Genomic DNA, 16,107 nt, shown 5'->3' on the forward strand with positions numbered 1-16,107 from the left:
GGGTGAGAACTTGTTCGACTTGCTCATGGCTCAATCCTCTCAGAGTGTTGAGCCTCCTCAAAAACCGGGGCGATTCAGTTGTGCCTGGTCGCCAACGCCTCGGCCGCTGTACGAACATCAGCGGGCGTCTCGCGGTTTGTGGTCAGCGCGAAGACGACAGAGATGAGTTCGGGATGCGCGGCGCGCAGAGCAGTGATTTCTTCGATGCCTTTGACCAAGTCGCCGGCGGGCTGGGTCGGCCTTCCTGATGCTCCGCGAGGAGTGACAGTGGCGGGGTCGTGCAGCCACTTTCCATCAAGCTTGTTCTGCTCAGTGGTCGAATGCGCGGCGCAAACGAATGTGGAGCCCCCGGGCGTATTCACCCACCCCACGTTGTCGAATGGCGCCGGCACGGTTTTGCCGCCCGGCTGCGTGCCCGGGTGCGAGATGTTGCCGTAGACAGCAGGGCGGGCCCGCCTCAGGACCGCGCTTGCGAGACGCTCGAAATCTGCTGCATCTGTCATCGCGGCCAGGCGGCGCGCGGTTTCACCGGCCAATGAGCTCATCGAGAGTAAGTCTACTTGGGCGAGGGGAGCGAACTGGGGCGCTCAGCATCTCATGGTGTTGCGGCGCCTGAACCGTGCCCCGCCTCAGCGCGTTCCTGTGTACAAACACGACCCCGGGGTTTCGAGGTAGTGAGCTGGGTTCACCTGCAGCATGGGCGCTCCAGATATGTTTTTGATAATACTTGGACTACCTGCTAATTTTCGAGATTTCGGAACTGCCATCTCGCCAGACGAATCAGCCGATGCCAAATCGATACAGTGCGGGGCATCGCCGTCAGGCTGGATGACCAGGAGCGTGGAGGGTATCGCGTGTTCATCTCGGGCCCGAATGGTCTCCCCGTACACCGAGCCGCCCGAAAGGTCCATGGCGTCTCCGTCGATGATGCCGGCGACCTCGATGCCCCCTAGATTCAGCGCGCCCGTCTATGCCAGGAACCGTCGATTCGCGCTATGCGTCGTTCAGCACGCTCGGCAGCGGGCATTGATCAGCGCATCCCTAGAGGTTTGATTCGCGCGTCTGCGCTGGGGCGCGACTTGGCTCCATTGCCAATCGTTTCCCCCCTCAAATTCACGCCGCGCGAAGAGGAATCACCTTCGCACCGGCGCGCAGTTCGTCGAGATAGTCCGCCCAGGACTGCATGAGAGTGCGTCGCTTGCCCACGAACTCCGCCCGGTCATACGCGGCACCGAGCGGTCCGCTCTTGCCGTGTGCCAGTTGGGCCTCGATGACATCGGGATTGACGTCCATCTTCTCGACCATGATGGTCCGCGCCATTGCGCGAAATCCATGGGCTGTCATCTCGGTATTGGAATAGCCCATGCGGCGCAGCGCGGTGTTGACGGTGTTCTCGCTCATGGGTCGTTCGCCCGTCAGTAGGCTGGGAAAGACGAAGGAGCCGTGACCTGTGAGCGGTTGCAAATCTCTCAGTGCCTCGACCGCCTGCATCGCAAGAGGAACAAGATGGGGGCGGCCATTCTCTTTGTCATGCTTGCGACGCTTCATGTCCGCGGCCGGAATAGTCCACATCGCGTTATCCAGATCGATATCTGCCCAACGCATCTGGCGAATGTTGCCGGGGCGTTGAAAGAGAAGGGCAGACAGGAGGAGGGCGGCTCGGGTAGCTGGTTGGCCAGCGTAGTTGGCAATGGAACGCATGAGCTCACCGGCCTTGGATGGCTCCAATACAGCGGCCATGTGTTTTACGTTCACCGGGACCAGTGCGCCGTGTAAATCCGGAGCGGGGTTGTGCGTGCACTTGCCAATGGCAATGCCATGGCGGAACGCTTGGCCAGACCATTGCCGCAGGGTGTGGGCAACCTCGTGGGCGCCCCGTGCCTCGGCGCGCCGTAGTACCTGCAGCAGCATCGGTGCCGTGATGTCGCGCATGGGCAATCGACCAATCCACGGGAACGCATCGCGCTCCATCAAGGAAAGCCAGCGCTCGCCGTAGCGAGGACTCCAACTGCTTTTCTTCACCTTGTGAAACTCGCGGGCGACGGCTTCGAAGCTGTCATCCGTGGTGCTCCGACCCGTCAGTTTTTGGATCTGCCGCTGCTTTGCGGGGTCCACGCCGGTACGTTTGAGCTGCCGGGCTTCGTCACGGGCAGCTCTCGCGTCCTTGAGCGCGGTTTCAGGATAACTTCCCAGAGCTAGACGTTTTTCTTTGCCTTCGGAATAGAACTTCCAGAACCAGCGTTTACGTCCGTTGGGTGCTACCTCGAGGTAGAGGCCGCCTTCGTCGGCGAAACGGGCGCGAGCTTTATCGGCAGGACACTCGGCGCGCTTGCACTTGAGATCGGTCAGCATGGGGGAACAATCCTCCGGAATGGGCCCAGATGGTAACTGTTCCCCGTTCTGTGCCCCTACGTTCCCCTGGATTTGATTGGGCGCGAACGGAGGTTGATGGAAAAATCCCCGAGCCGTTCAGAGGAGAAGAGCAATCCAAAAGACCACGGTGGACTTTGATGGACGCCGAATTGGCCTGCCCGGAGGGGATCGAACCCCCGACAACCTGCTTAGAAGGCAGGTGCTCTATCCAACTGAGCTACGGGCAGCAGGTGCAGGTCGAGGGGCGCGGAGCGCGCCGTCGCTGCGGCGCGGATTTTGCCACGCATGCCGTGGTGGGGCGTGAAAGCGAAAAGCCGGTGACGACCTCGCAGTCGTCACCGGCTTTCACTTTTCCAATGGTCGGGGCGGTGGGATTCGAACTCACGACCCTCTGCTCCCAAAGCAGATGCGCTACCAGGCTGCGCTACGCCCCGACAAGCCTTCGATTCTAGCCTGACTTGCGGGGGCGATTTCGGGAGGCTGGGCGATCAGCGTTTCGTGTACTGCGATTTGCCGAAAAGAATGTCCCGTTCCTTGTCGCCGGTGAGTGGCTTGCGCAGGTCGGCCAGCACCTTCACGCCGCGCTGCACGGCCGGCCGCGCGGCGATGCCGTCGAACCACTGTTTCAGGTGCGGGAAGTCGGTCAGCACGATGCCCTGGTTCTCCCAGCTGCGCAGCCACGGGAAGATGGCGATGTCGGCGATGGAATAGTCCGGCCCCGCGATGAAGGCGCTCTGCGACAGGCGCTTGTCGATCACGCCGTAGAGGCGCTTGGCCTCGTTGGTATAGCGCTCGATGGCGTAGGGGAGCTTCTCGGGCGCGTAGAGCCGAAAGTGGTGCGCCTGGCCCAGCATCGGGCCGACGCCGCCCATCTGGAACATCAGCCACTGCAGCACGTCATAGCGGGCGCGGTCGCCCTCGGGCATGAAGCGACCGGTCTTGCCGGCGAGGTACACGAGGATCGCGCCGGACTCGAAGAGCGAGATCGGCTGGCCGTCGGGCCCCTGCGGGTCGACGATGGCCGGGATCTTGTTGTTGGGGCTGATCGCCAGGAAGTCGGGGGCGAACTGGTCGCCCTTGCCGATGTTGACGGGGTGGGCCACGTAGGGGAGGCCGCATTCCTCCAACATGATGTGGACCTTGTGGCCGTTGGGCGTGGGCCAGGAATAGACGTCGATCGGTGCTTGGGGCATGTCGTTGTTACCGGCGATGGAAAAAAGGGCTGTCAGCATATACGCGGCCTCGTTTTCTCGCAGGCGCCGCGCCGGGCGCCCCTGTCAGGCGCGGCTCGTCGTGGCCGCCTGGGCGGCGGCGAGGTGCTGGTGGATCTGCGCGACCACCGCGGCGCCTTCGCCGATGGCGCCGCCCACGCGCTTGACCGAGCCCGAGCGCACGTCGCCCACCGCGAAGACCCCGGGCACGCTCGATTCGAGCGGCGCCGCCGGCCGCGCCGGAAAGCCGCCGCTGGCCGCCGCGCCGGTCAGCACGAAGCCGTTGCGGTCGGTCGCCACCTCGCAGCCCGCCAGCCAGCCGGTCTCGGGTTCGGCGCCGACGAACAGGAAAAGGTTGTGCGCCGCGCAGTCGTATTCCTCCTGGGTGCGGCGGTGGCGCCAGGTGGCGCCCTGCAGGCCGGTGGTGAGCGGGTCGCCGTGCAGCGACACCAGCTCGGTGTAGGGATGCAGCTCGATGTTCGGCGTGGCCTCGATGCGGTCGATCAGGTAGCGCGACATGCTGGCCGCCAGCGAGGGCCCGCGCACCAGCACATTGACCTTGGCGGCCTGCTGCGACAGGAACACCGCCGCCTGGCCGGCCGAGTTGCCGCCGCCGACCAGCGCCACTTCCTGCTTCGCGCAGGTGCGTGCCTCCAGAGCCGACGCCCAGTACCAGATGCCGCGGCCCTCGAACTCGCGCAGGCGCGGCACGTCGGGCCGGCGGTAGCGGGCGCCGCTGGCGATCACGACGGTGCGGCCGCGCAGCCGACGGCCGTCGGCCAGCGCAATCGACATCTCGCCGTGGGCCGCGCCGCTACAGTCGAGCGACGAAACCTCCGACGGGATCAGCATTTCGACGCCGAACTTCTGCGCCTGCACGTAGGCCCGGCCGGCCAGCGCGCCGCCGGAGATGCCGGTGGGGAAGCCCAGGTAGTTCTCGATGCGTGCGCTGGCGCCGGCCTGGCCGCCGTAGGAGCGGCAGTCGAGCACGATGACGCGCAGGCCTTCCGACGCGGCGTACACCGCGGTGGCCAGCCCGGCCGGCCCGGCACCGACGACGATCACGTCGAACAGGTCGTCGTGCGCCACGCTGTCGATCATGCCGAGGCAGCGCGCCAGCGCGTCTTCGCTCGGGTTCATCAGCACCGATCCGTTGGGGCAGGCCACCAGCAGCGTCGCCTCGCCGTACTGCTCGAGCAGCGCGGCGGCGTCGGCTTCCAGCGTCGAATCGACCACCTGGTACGGGTGGCCGTTGCGGGTCAGAAAATTCTGCAGGCGCCGCACGTCGGCGGTGTCGGGCGGGCCGATGAGCACCGGGCCGCTGGCGCCGGATTCGATCAGCGCCACGCGCCGCAGGATCAGCGCCCGCACCAGACGTTCGCCCAGGTCGGCCTCCGCGATGATCAGCGCGCGCAGCTGATCGGGCGGGATCAGCAGCGCCTCGACGTCGGTGTCGGCATGGCCGTCGACCAGCGACGGCCGCCCCGAGAGCTGCGCGATCTCCGCCATGAACTGCCCCGGGCCCTGGCGCCCGATCGGCACGGTGTGGCCGAGCCCGTCGCGCTGGGTGATCTCGACGTGCCCGTCGAGCAGCACGAACAGGCCCAGCCCGGGCTCGCCGGCCCTGAACATGCAGTCGCCCCGCGCGTAATGCCGGACGGTGCCGAAGCGGCGCATCCGGTCGATATCGGCGTGCGACAGCACGGGGAACATCTGATGGCGTCGGGTCTCGACTTCCACTCTCACTTCGTCGGCCATGGCAACTCCTGTCGGAATGAACGGCATTAGACAACCGCTGGCCGCCGTCACGTAACTGCCATCGGAGAGACACGGCACTTTCACTTCTGGCCTGGAGACTCGCCCGAACAAAGAAGGGTCCCCATGCAAGAACTGCCCAATCCGATGTTCCCGCTGTCCCAACTGGGCGCGCGCCCGGCCTTCTGGCGGGCCCCCCCGTCGACCCGGCTGCCGGCCCCGGTGCCCGCCGCCCCGGCCGCCGTCGAGGCGCCGCGCGCGGCAGGGCAGGGCGTCACCGTGAGCTGGGCCCGCCACCAGGACGACGTGCGCGCCGCGCAGCGCCTGCGCTACGACGTCTTCGCCGGCGAGATGGGCGCCCGCCTGACCACCACGCTCGAAGGCCACGACATCGATCTGTTCGACGACTTCTGCGAGCACCTGCTGGTGCGCGAGGAAGACAGCGGCCAGGTGATCGGCACCTACCGCGTGCTGACGCCCGCACAGGCCCGCCGCATCGGCAGCACCTACAGCGACACCGAATTCGACCTGACCCGGCTGCGCGACCTGCGCGAGCGCATGGTCGAACTCGGCCGCAGCTGCGTGCACCGCGACCACCGCCAGGGCGGCGTCATCCTGGCGCTGTGGGGCGCGCTGGCCGGCTTCATGCATCGCAACCGGCTCGACACGATGATCGGCTGCGCCAGCATCCCGATGCAGCACAACGGTGTGAACGGCGGCGACGCGGCGGCCAGCATCTGGCGCCAGCTCTCGACCACGCACATGGCGCCGATCCAGTACCAGGTGCAGCCACGGCTGGCGCTGCCGGTCGAGCGGCTGAACACCGACCTGATCGTCGAGCCGCCCGCCCTCATCAAGGGTTATCTGCGCCTGGGCGCCAGGGTGCTGGGCGCGCCCGCCTGGGACCCGGACTTCAACACCGCCGACCTGCCGATGCTCATGCGCATCGAGGACCTGCCGCCGCGTTACCGGAAGCACTTCCTGGGGAATTGACGCCCGTCATGGGGGTGTGTGACAACGTCACGAAAATGTCATGAGGGAATTCGACACTGTCATCTACCCGCTGACAGAGACCTTCGGTGTCCTTGCGACAGAATCATTGACCATGCAGCCTTTCACGGCCTCTCCATCGGCCGACATGCCGGCCGCCCCCGAGGCGACTTCCGCACCCCCGCTGACGTTGCTCGACCGCGACCACAGCATCCTCGCGTTCAATCAGCGCGTGCTCGACTGGACGCAGCGCCCCGAGGTGCCGCTGATCGAGCGCTTGCGCTATCTGTGCATCGTCTCCTCGAACCTCGATGAGTTCTTCGAGGTGCGGGCCGCGCCGCATCTGATCGCCGCCAGCCTGGGCGAGGCCAAGGGCAACGAAACCGTCGACTCTTTCGAGCGCCTGGCCGAGGCCGCCCATGCGCTGGTCGACACGCAGTACGCGCTCTACAACGACGAGCTGATGCCGGCCTTTGCGGCGCACGGCGTGCAGATCGTGTCGCACGGCGAGCGCAACCCGGCGCAGCGCAAGTGGGTGTACGACTATTTCGAGCGCGAAGTGCGGCCGCTGCTCATTCCGGTCGGGCTCGACCCGTCGCACCCCTTTCCGCAGGTGGCGAACAAGTCGCTCAACTTCATCGTGCGGCTGGGCGGCAAGGACGCCTTCGGCCGCGAGAACCCGATCGCCATCCTGAAGGTGCCGCGCGTGCTGCCGCGCATCATCCGCATGCCGGCCAAGGTGTCGGGCGGCCAGACGCTGTTTGTGGCGCTGTCGAGCGTGGTGCGGGCGCATCTGTCGAACATGTTCCCCGGCCGCGAGGTGGGTGACTTCTCGCAGTTCCGCGTCACGCGCCATTCGGATCTGGCGGTGGACGAGGAAGACGTCAAGAACCTGCGCACCGCGCTGCGTCAGGGGCTGGAGCACCGGCACTACGGTCAGGCCGTGCGGCTCGAGGTGTCGGCCAGCTGCGCCGAGTCGCTGGCGAGCTTCCTGCTGGCCCAGTTCAACCTGCCGCCGCAGTCGCTCTACCGGGTGCACGGGCCGGTCAACCTGGCGCGGCTCACGCAGGTCATCGACCTGCTCGGCGAGCCGCAGTTCAACGCGCTGCGCTTCGCGCCGTACACGGCGTCGTACCCCGTCACACTGTCGCCGGGCCAGTCCTTCTTCGACCGGCTGCAGCGCAGCGACGTGCTGATCCACCAGCCCTTCGAGAGCTTCGACGGCGTGCTCGCCTTCCTGCGCGAAGCCGTGCTCGACCCGCAGGTGCTGGCGATCAAGCAGACCATCTACCGCACCGGCACCGATTCGGCGCTGATGGACCTGCTGCGCGAGGCGGTGCGCCGCGGCAAGGAAGTGACCGTGGTGGTCGAACTCAAGGCTCGCTTCGACGAAGAGGCCAACATCAACTGGGCCGAGATGCTGGAGTCGATCGGCGCGCAGGTGGTGTACGGCGTGGTGGGCCTGAAGACGCACGCCAAGATGCTGCTGGTGACCCGGCGCGAGGGCAAGCGCCTGGTGCGCTACGGTCACCTGTCGACCGGCAACTACAACCCGCGCACCGCGGCGCTCTACACCGACATCAGCCACCTCACGGCCGATCCGCTGCTCACGGCCGACATGGAAGCCGTCTTCGTGCATCTGGCGAGCCAGAGCCGGCTGCCCAAGCTCCACCGCGTGTGGCTCGCGCCCTTCGACCTGCACCGCAACCTGGTCGCGCAGATCGATGCGCTCGGCGCCGCGGCCGCGCAGGGCGAGCCGACGCGCATCGTCGTCAAGATGAATGCGCTGACCGACGAGCTGCTGGTGCATGCGCTGGTACGGGCCGGGCAGCAGGGCGTGAAAATCGACCTGATCGTGCGCGGTGCCTGCACTCTGCCGGCGCAGGTGCCGGGGTTGACCGACAACATCCGCGTGCGTTCGGTCATCGGCCGCTTCCTCGAGCATTCGCGGGTCTTCTATTTTCGCAAGGGCCCCGACGAGTCGCTCTACCTGTCGAGCGCCGACTGGATGAACCGCAACATGATGCGCCGCGTCGAACTGGCCTGGCCGGTGACCGACCCGGTGCTGCGCCAGCGCCTGATCGACGAGTGCCTGGTGGCCTACCTGCACGACGGGCAGGACGCCTGGGACCTGGGGGCCGACGGGGTGTACCACCGCGTCCAGGGCAGCCAGCTTCCTTCGGGCGAAGCGGGCGCGTCGCGCCGTATCGAGGCGCATGGGGCACAGGCGGCATTGATGGGCCGGTACGCTTCGCGCGGGCTGGGTGGACGGCCGAACTGACGGAGGAATTCAGTGATGGACTTGATCTTCTGGCGCCACGCCGAGGCCGAGGACTGGACAGAGGGCTGCGACGACATGCAGCGCTCGCTGACCGCACGCGGCGAAAAGCAGGCCAAGCGCATGGCAGGCTGGCTCGACCGCCAACTGCCCGAGGGCACGCGCATCGTCTGCAGCCCGGCGCGACGCTGCGAGCAGACCGTGCTGGCCCTGGGCCGCAAGTACAAGCTGCGGGACGAACTGGCACCCGACGCCACGCCCGACGGTCTGCTGGCGGCAGCCGGCTGGCCCAACGGCAAGTCGGTGATGCTGGTGGTCGGCCATCAGCCGGCGCTGGGCCAGGCGATCGCGCTGCTGCTGGGCATGCAGCAGGACAGCTGCCCGGTGCGCAAGGGCTCGGTCTGGTGGATTCGCACGCGGGAGCGTGACGGCGACGTTCAGACCGTCGTGGTCACGGTGCAGGCGCCCGAACTGCTGTAGCCGGCGCGCGCGGGCCCGGGCGGGTTTCGACGGATCAGCCGCCGCTGAGCAGCATGCGCCAGCCGGTCTTCTGCCAGGCCAGTGCCTCTTCGCGCAGCAGGTGCGCCGATTGCGGATAGGCGTCGGGCCAGCTCGCGCGGCAGGTGATCGAGAAGGTGCGCGCGTCGGGCTTCGCGAGGCGCAGCCCCTGGGTGTCGGGGTCGCGCCGCGCGTGGCAGAGGATCACGGCCAGGCGCAGCGCCACCAGTTGCGCCACGAAGGTCTCGTCGTCGAGGGACGCTTCGAGCTTGCGCAGCTTGCCGCGGTGGCCCAGCACCAGCTGGCTCAACTGGTGCAGCTCATTGGTGGCGAAGCCGGGCGCATCGGCGTTGTCGAGGATGTAGGCGCCATGCTTGTGGTAGTCGCTGTGCGAGACGAGCGCGCCGATCTCGTGCAGCTGCGCGGCCCATCCCAGCTTGCGCAGGGCACGGCCGGCCCGGCTGGTGGTGCTGCCGCCGCGGGCGGCCGGGTCGAGCTGCACGTACAGCGCCGAGGCCGTCTCGCCCACGCGCCGGGCCTGTGCGGCGTCGGTGGCGAAGCGGGTCGCCAGCCGCGTGACCGTGCCGGTGCGCAGGTCGGCCACGCTGTCGTCGCGCTCCAGCAGTTCGTAGAGTGCCCCATGGCGCAGCGCCCCCTGGGCGATCTTCATCTCGCGGATGTCGAGCAGGTCGAACACCGCGCGCAGCACGCTGAGGCCGCCGCCGATCACGGCCTTTCGGTCTTCGCGCATGCCGTCCATGCGCAGCTTGTCGACGCTGCCGGCCTTGAGCAGGCGGTCGAGCAACCAGTCGAGGCCGTCGCGTGTGACGACGCCCGGCTCGGCGCCGGAGGCGGTCAGCACGTCGCCGACGGCTCCGATGGTGCCGGACGCCCCGTAGGCGACATCCCACTGGTCCGAGGCATAGGTCGACAGCGCGTCGTCCAGCACGGCCTTGGCCGCCACCTCGGCGGCGCGGAAGGCCGTGGCGGTGAACTGGCCCTGCGGAAAATGCTTCATCGACCACGCGACGCTGCCGACGCGGTACGACTCCATCACCTGCGCCTCGAGCGCACGGCCGATGATCATCTCGGTGGAGCGGCCGCCGATGTCGACGACCAGGCGGCGTTCGCGGTCGGAGAGGTCGCTGTGCGGCAGCATGTGCGCCACGCCCTGGTAGATCAGCCGGGCCTCTTCGCGGCCGGGGATCACGTCGATGCCGAAACCGAGCGCCGTGCGGGCGCGCAGCAGGAACTCGTCGCGGTTGCGCGCCTCGCGCAGCGTCTGGGTGGCCACGGCGCGCACCTGCGATCGCTTGAAGCCGGCCAGCCGCTCACCGAAGCGGGCCAGGGCGTCCCAGCCGCGCTGCATGGCCTCGGGGGTCAGGTTGCGGCTGCTGTCCAGGCCATTGCCCTGGCGCACCACCTCTTTCAGGTACTCGGTGCGGTGGATCTGGCCATGGTCGACGCGGCCGATTTCGAGGCGAAAGCTGTTGGAGCCGAGGTCGACCGCAGCGAGAAGGGTGCCGTTTTGCATGAAGGAGGAGGGCGGTCGCAGAGAGACGCAGAGGAGAGAAAAGCAGGCGCCATGGTAGCCGCAGCGCTCGTAGCCAAACGTGACGGTTCTGTGACGGCGTCACGAAGTCTCGGCCGTCGCGAGGCCTGTTTTCATTGGGGCGTGCAGTGTCATATCGATGTCACACAAGCTTCCTACAGTCCGCTTCAACCCGATTTCGGGATTGCCTGACTTCACAAAGGAAGCCTCATGAAAACGACCTTCAAATTTGCAGCCGCCGGCCTCGTGGCCGCCGCTTTCGCCCATGTTCCCGCCTTCGCACAGAACGTGACCGGCGCCGGCGCCAGCTTCCCCGCACCCCTGTATGCCAAGTGGGCCAGCGACTTCGCCAAGGCCACCGGCACGCAAGTGAACTATCAATCGGTCGGTTCGGGTGCTGGCATCAAGCAGATCGAAGCAAAGACCGTCGACTTCGGCGCCTCCGATGCGCCGCTGAAAGACGAAGAACTGCAGGCCAAGGGCCTGATGCAGTTCCCCACCGTGATCGGTGGCGTGATTCCCGTCGTGAACATCACCGGCATCAAGCCGGGTGAGCTGAAGCTCACCGGCGAAGTGCTCGGCGACATCTACCTGGGCAAGATCACCAAGTGGAACGACCCGGCCATCAAGGCCCTGAACGGTTCGCTGGCACTGCCTGACGCTGCCATCGCGCCGGTTCGCCGCGCCGACGGTTCGGGCACCAGCTTCCTGTTCACCAACTACCTGAGCAAGGTCAACGCCGAGTGGAAGAGCAAGGTCGGCGAAGGCACGGCCGTGAACTGGCCCGTTGGCGCCGGCGGCAAGGGCAACGAAGGCGTCGCCGCTTTCGTGAACCGCCTGCCCAACTCGATCGGCTACGTCGAATACGCGTACGTCAAACAGAACAAGATGACCTTCGCGCAACTGAAGAACGAAGCAGGCAGCTTCGTGTCGCCCGAAGACACGGCCTTCAAGGCCGCCGCAGCCGGTGCCGACTGGAGCAAGTCGTTCTATCAAGTGCTGACGAACCAGCCGGGCGCGCAATCGTGGCCCATCACGGGTGCCACCTTCATCCTGATGCAGAAGTCGCAGGACAAGCCGGCCAACGCCGCCACGGTCCTGAAGTTCTTCGACTGGGCTTACAAGACCGGCGACAAGACCGCCGACGACCTCGACTACGTGCCGATGCCCGCCGCCGTCAAGGCCACCATCGCCAAGAGCTGGGGCGAGATCAAGGACGGTTCGGGCAAGGCCATCGCGTACAAGTAAGAAGGACCGGCGCGCCGCATGAGCAGTAAACCGCTCCACGGCGCGCCTCCCATGTCTCCACCGGAGCACCCCGTGTCATCCACCTTCCCCGCCAATGCCCAGACGCTCGACCTCACGGCCGAGCGCGCTCGCGCTTCTGCGACCCCGCCGCCGGCCAAGCGGCCGCGCACCGGCGCCCTGACCGACCGAGTCTTCGGCTGGGCCGCCAAGGGCGCCGCGTTGCTGACGCTGCTGCTGCTCTTCGGCATCCTGCTGTCGCTGGTCGTCGGCGCCTGGCCCGCCATCACCAAGTACGGCCTGAGCTTCCTCACCAGCAGCGTGTGGGACCCGGTGCAGGAAGAGTACGGCGGCCTGGTGATGATCTACGGCACGCTCGCGACCTCGTTCATCGCGCTGGTGATCGCTGTGCCGGTGAGCTTCGGCATCGCACTGTTCCTGACCGAGATGTCGCCGGCATGGCTGAAGCGCCCGCTGGGCACGGCCATCGAACTGCTGGCGGCGGTGCCGTCCATCGTGTACGGCATGTGGGGCCTGCTCGTGTTCGGGCCGATCCTGTCGACCTATGTGCAGCAGCCGCTGCAGAGTCTTCTGGCTGGCGTGCCCTACCTGGGCGCGTTGGTGTCGGGCCCGCCGGTGGGCATCGGCATTTTGTCGGCCGGGATCATCCTGGCCATCATGATCATTCCCTTCATCGCCTCGGTGATGCGCGACGTGTTCGAAGTCACGCCGCCGCTGCTGAAGGAGTCGGCCTATGGCCTTGGTTCCACCACCTGGGAGGTCGTCTCCAAGGTGGTGCTGCCGTACACCAAGGCGGGCGTCGTCGGCGGCATCATGCTCGGCCTCGGCCGCGCACTGGGCGAGACGATGGCCGTCACCTTCGTGATCGGCAACATGAATCAACTCAATTCGCTGTCGGTCTTCGAGGCCGCCAACAGCATCACCTCGGCCCTGGCCAACGAATTTGCCGAAGCCGGTGCCGGCCTGCACCAGGCCGCGCTGATGTACCTCGGCCTGGTGCTGTTCTTCATCACCTTCGTCGTGCTGACGCTGTCGAAGATCCTGCTGCAGCGCATGAAGAAAAGCGAAGGGAAGGCATCGTGAGCACCGCCGAAAAGCTGTTGAACGCCAAGACGCTCAATGAAACCCGTGCGGCGAAGTTCGCCGGTCGCAAGCGCGTCAACCAGGTCGCGCTGACGCTGTCGGTCGCCGCCATGGCCTTCGGCGTGTTCTGGCTCATGTGGATCCTGTGGGAAACGCTGCGCCTGGGCGTCGGCGGCCTCGCGATCGCGACCTTCACCGAGATGACACCGCCGCCGAATGAGCCCGGTGGCATCGCCAATGCGATCTTCGGCTCCTTCGTGATGGTGGCGATGGCTACCTTTGTCGGCACGCCCATCGGCATCATGGCCGGCATCTACCTGGCCGAATACGACCCGAAGGGCTGGCTGTCGAGCGTGACCCGTTTCGTCAACGACATCCTGCTGTCGGCACCCTCGATCGTGATCGGCCTGTTCGTCTACGCGGTGGTGGTGGCCTACTTCAAGACCTTCTCCGGTCTGGCCGGCGCGCTGTCGCTGGCGCTGATCGTGATTCCGGTCGTGATCCGCACCACCGAGAACATGCTGCAGCTGGTGCCGCCCGGCCTGCGCGAGGCGGCCTACGCCCTGGGCACGCCGAAGTGGAAGGTCATCCTGAGCATCACGCTGCGCGCTGCCCGCGCGGGTGTGGTCACCGGTGTGCTTCTGGCTGTTGCCCGCATCGCCGGCGAAACCGCACCGCTGCTCTTCACCGCGCTGAACAACCAGTTCTGGACCGCCGATCTAAGCCAGCCCATGGCCAGCCTGCCGGTCACGATCTTCAAGTTCGCGATGAGCCCCTACGAGAACTGGCAACATCTGGCCTGGGCCGGCGTGTTCCTGATCACCGTGGCCGTGCTTGCACTCAACATCCTGGCGCGCGTCCTGACGCGCACCAAACTCTAAGGAAGGCGACACCATGCCCACCACGCTCGCACCCCCGTCCGCGGCCTCGAAGATCTCGGTCAAGGACCTGAACTTCTACTACGGCAAGTTCCATGCCCTCAAGGGCATCAACCTCGAGATTCCCGAGAACAAGGTCACGGCCTTCATCGGCCCGTCGGGCTGCGGCAAGTCGACCTTGCTGCGCACCTTCAACCGCATGTTCGAGCTGTACCCCGAGCAGCGCGCCGAAGGCACGATCGCGATCGACGGCGAGAACCTGTTGACCAGCAAGCAGGACGTGGCGCTGATTCGCGCCAAGATCGGCATGGTCTTCCAGAAGCCCACGCCGTTCCCGATGTCGATCTACGACAACATCGCCTTCGGCGTGAAGCTGTTCGAGAACCTCAGCGCGAGCGACATGGACGACCGTGTCGAATGGGCCCTGAAGAAGGCCGCGCTCTGGACCGAAGTGCGCGACAAGCTGCAGCAGAGCGGCTCGGGCCTGTCCGGCGGCCAGCAGCAGCGCCTGTGCATCGCACGCGGCATCGCGATCAAGCCCGAGGTGCTGCTGCTGGACGAGCCGTGCTCCGCGCTGGACCCGATTTCGACGGCGAAGATCGAGGAGCTGATCGCCGAACTGAAAAGCGAGTACACCGTGGTCATCGTGACCCACAACATGCAGCAGGCCGCCCGCTGCAGCGACTACACCGCCTACATGTACCTGGGCGACCTGATCGAGTTCGGCGCGACGGAACAGATGTTCTTCAAGCCGCAGCGCAAAGAGACCGAGGACTACATCACCGGCCGTTTCGGCTAAGGAGACAGCGATGACCGAAAAGCATTTGTCCAGCCAGTTCGACAGCGAACTCAACGGCGTCTCGTCGCGCGTGATGGAGCTCGGCGGCATGGTCGAGTCGCAGATCCAGCAGGCGGTGTACGCCCTGGCGCAGTTCGACACCGAAGCCGCCGACCGCGTGATCGAGACCGAGACGCGCGTCAACGCGATGGAGATCGACATCGACCGTGAGCTGTCGTCGATCATCGCGCGCCGCCAGCCGACGGCACGCGACCTGCGCCTCTTGATCGCCATCAGCAAGACCACGGCCAACCTCGAGCGCGTGGGCGACGAGGCCAACAAGATCGCGCGCATGGTCAAGTCGATCATCGAGAGCGGTTCGTCGCGCGCGCTGCCGTCGTCCGACCTGCGCATCGCCGCCGACCTGGCCTCGGGTCTGCTGCGCAAGGCGCTCGACGCCTTCGCCCGTCTGGACACCGCTGCGGCGCTGTCGATCCTGAAGGAAGACGACCTGATCGACCAGGAGTTCGACGGCTTCGTGCGCAAGCTGGTCACCTACATGATGGAAGACCCGCGCACCATCTCGGCCAGCCTGGACCTGCTGTTCCTGGCCAAGGCGATCGAGCGCATCGGCGACCACGCCAAGAACATCGCCGAGTTCATCATCTACATCGTCAAGGGTGCCGATGTGCGGCACACTTCGATGCAGGAAATCGAATCTGCGCTGCAGTAGGCCCCACCAAAGCGAATGAAAAAACCACGCGTCCTGATCGTCGAAGACGAGTCGTCGATCGCCGAGCTGATCGCCGTCAACCTGCGTCACAACGGCTTCGAGCCGATCTGGTCGGAGGACGGTGTGTCGGCCCAGCGCGAGATCGACGCCTTCCTGCCCGACCTGATCCTGCTCGACTGGATGCTGCCCGGCCAGAGCGGGCTGCAGCTGGCGCGCCAGTGGCGCAAGGACCCGCGCACCAAGGCCGTCCCGATCCTCATGCTGACGGCGCGCGGCGACGAGCCCGACAAGGTGGCCGGCCTGGACGCCGGTGCCGACGACTACATCACCAAGCCCTTTTCCACGCAGGAGATGCTCGCGCGCATCCGCGCCGTGCTGCGCCGCCGTGCGCCCGAGGCGGTGACCGAACGTGTGGAGATCGGCGAGCTGGTGCTCGACACGGCCACGCACCGCGTGACCTGGCAGGGCGCGCCGCTGAAGGTCGGCCCGACGGAGTTCAAGCTGCTCGGCTACCTGATGCAGCATGCCGAGCGTGTGCACAGCCGCGCGCAGCTGCTCGACAAGGTGTGGGGCGACCACGTCTACATCGAGGAGCGCACGGTCGACGTGCATGTGAAACGCCTGCGCGAATCGCTCGGCGCGGCGGCACCGATGGTCGAGACCGTGCGCGGCGCCGGCTATCGCCTCACGGCGCAAGCCACGGTGTGAACCG

General features: G+C 66.5%; 14 protein-coding genes and 2 tRNA genes. 9 read left to right on the forward strand and 7 right to left on the reverse strand.

Annotated elements, in window-relative coordinates:
• Nucleotides 1-74 precede the first annotated feature (74 nt).
• From N8A90_RS19825 to N8A90_RS19850, 6 genes are all read right to left on the reverse strand, one after another.
• Complete coding sequence (locus N8A90_RS19825; RefSeq protein ID WP_262076753.1) at nucleotides 75-545, reverse strand: hypothetical protein; 471 nt, start codon at nucleotides 543-545, stop codon at nucleotides 75-77.
• A gap of 568 nt (nucleotides 546-1,113) precedes the next feature.
• Nucleotides 1,114-2,352, reverse strand: coding sequence for a tyrosine-type recombinase/integrase (locus N8A90_RS19830; protein ID WP_262076754.1), 1,239 nt, complete (start codon nucleotides 2,350-2,352; stop codon nucleotides 1,114-1,116).
• Between the two features lie 171 nt (nucleotides 2,353-2,523).
• Nucleotides 2,524-2,600: transfer RNA gene (locus N8A90_RS19835), tRNA-Arg, on the reverse strand.
• A 130-nt stretch (nucleotides 2,601-2,730) separates the two neighbouring features.
• Nucleotides 2,731-2,807: transfer RNA gene (locus tag N8A90_RS19840), tRNA-Pro, on the reverse strand.
• A gap of 54 nt (nucleotides 2,808-2,861) precedes the next feature.
• Complete coding sequence (locus N8A90_RS19845) at nucleotides 2,862-3,566, reverse strand: glutathione binding-like protein (RefSeq protein ID WP_262076901.1); 705 nt, start codon at nucleotides 3,564-3,566, stop codon at nucleotides 2,862-2,864.
• Nucleotides 3,567-3,650: 84 nt separating this feature from the next.
• Nucleotides 3,651-5,342, reverse strand: a complete 1,692-nt coding sequence (locus N8A90_RS19850; protein WP_262076755.1) for an FAD-dependent oxidoreductase — start codon at nucleotides 5,340-5,342, stop codon at nucleotides 3,651-3,653.
• Nucleotides 5,343-5,465: 123 nt separating this feature from the next.
• On the opposite strand from N8A90_RS19850, the gene N8A90_RS19855 reads away from it, so the two are divergent.
• From N8A90_RS19855 to N8A90_RS19865, 3 genes are all read left to right on the forward strand, one after another.
• On the forward strand, nucleotides 5,466-6,332 hold the full coding sequence (locus N8A90_RS19855) for a GNAT family N-acetyltransferase (protein WP_262076756.1): 867 nt from the start codon (nucleotides 5,466-5,468) through the stop codon (nucleotides 6,330-6,332).
• A gap of 145 nt (nucleotides 6,333-6,477) precedes the next feature.
• Nucleotides 6,478-8,610, forward strand: coding sequence for a polyphosphate kinase 1 (gene ppk1 / locus N8A90_RS19860; RefSeq protein WP_262076902.1), 2,133 nt, complete (start codon nucleotides 6,478-6,480; stop codon nucleotides 8,608-8,610).
• 15 nt (nucleotides 8,611-8,625) lie between these two features.
• Nucleotides 8,626-9,087 (forward strand): SixA phosphatase family protein, encoded by a 462-nt coding sequence (locus tag N8A90_RS19865; protein ID WP_262076757.1) that lies wholly within the window; start codon nucleotides 8,626-8,628, stop codon nucleotides 9,085-9,087.
• Between the two features lie 34 nt (nucleotides 9,088-9,121).
• Here N8A90_RS19865 and N8A90_RS19870 read toward each other — a convergent pair whose 3' ends face one another.
• Nucleotides 9,122-10,639, reverse strand: coding sequence for a Ppx/GppA phosphatase family protein (locus N8A90_RS19870; RefSeq protein ID WP_262076758.1), 1,518 nt, complete (start codon nucleotides 10,637-10,639; stop codon nucleotides 9,122-9,124).
• A gap of 228 nt (nucleotides 10,640-10,867) precedes the next feature.
• Between N8A90_RS19870 and pstS the strand changes: the two genes are divergently transcribed.
• The 6 genes from pstS to phoB are packed head-to-tail and all read left to right on the forward strand — an operon-like array spanning nucleotide 10,868 to nucleotide 16,103.
• On the forward strand, nucleotides 10,868-11,905 hold the full coding sequence (gene pstS, locus N8A90_RS19875; RefSeq protein ID WP_262076759.1) for a phosphate ABC transporter substrate-binding protein PstS: 1,038 nt from the start codon (nucleotides 10,868-10,870) through the stop codon (nucleotides 11,903-11,905).
• Between the two features lie 18 nt (nucleotides 11,906-11,923).
• Complete coding sequence (pstC, locus tag N8A90_RS19880; protein WP_262076760.1) at nucleotides 11,924-13,006, forward strand: phosphate ABC transporter permease subunit PstC; 1,083 nt, start codon at nucleotides 11,924-11,926, stop codon at nucleotides 13,004-13,006.
• The gene (gene pstA, locus N8A90_RS19885) at nucleotides 13,003-13,887 is read left to right on the forward strand and encodes a phosphate ABC transporter permease PstA (protein WP_262076761.1); all 885 of its coding nucleotides are present in this window, start codon (nucleotides 13,003-13,005) and stop codon (nucleotides 13,885-13,887) included. The genes pstC and pstA overlap by 4 nt, the downstream gene beginning before the upstream one ends.
• A 13-nt stretch (nucleotides 13,888-13,900) precedes the next feature.
• Nucleotides 13,901-14,683 carry a phosphate ABC transporter ATP-binding protein PstB gene (gene pstB, locus N8A90_RS19890; RefSeq protein WP_262076762.1) on the forward strand — a complete coding sequence of 261 codons (783 nt, stop codon included), beginning with the start codon at nucleotides 13,901-13,903 and terminating at the stop codon, nucleotides 14,681-14,683.
• A gap of 10 nt (nucleotides 14,684-14,693) precedes the next feature.
• Nucleotides 14,694-15,395, forward strand: a complete 702-nt coding sequence (gene phoU, locus N8A90_RS19895; RefSeq protein ID WP_262076763.1) for a phosphate signaling complex protein PhoU — start codon at nucleotides 14,694-14,696, stop codon at nucleotides 15,393-15,395.
• A 15-nt stretch (nucleotides 15,396-15,410) separates the two neighbouring features.
• Nucleotides 15,411-16,103, forward strand: coding sequence for a phosphate regulon transcriptional regulator PhoB (phoB, locus tag N8A90_RS19900; protein WP_262076764.1), 693 nt, complete (start codon nucleotides 15,411-15,413; stop codon nucleotides 16,101-16,103).
• The last annotated feature ends 4 nt before the right edge of the window (nucleotides 16,104-16,107 follow it).

The sequence above is a fragment of the Variovorax sp. N23 genome (assembly GCF_025486315.1).
In the GTDB taxonomy this organism is placed as follows: Bacteria; Pseudomonadota; Gammaproteobacteria; order Burkholderiales; family Burkholderiaceae_C; genus Variovorax.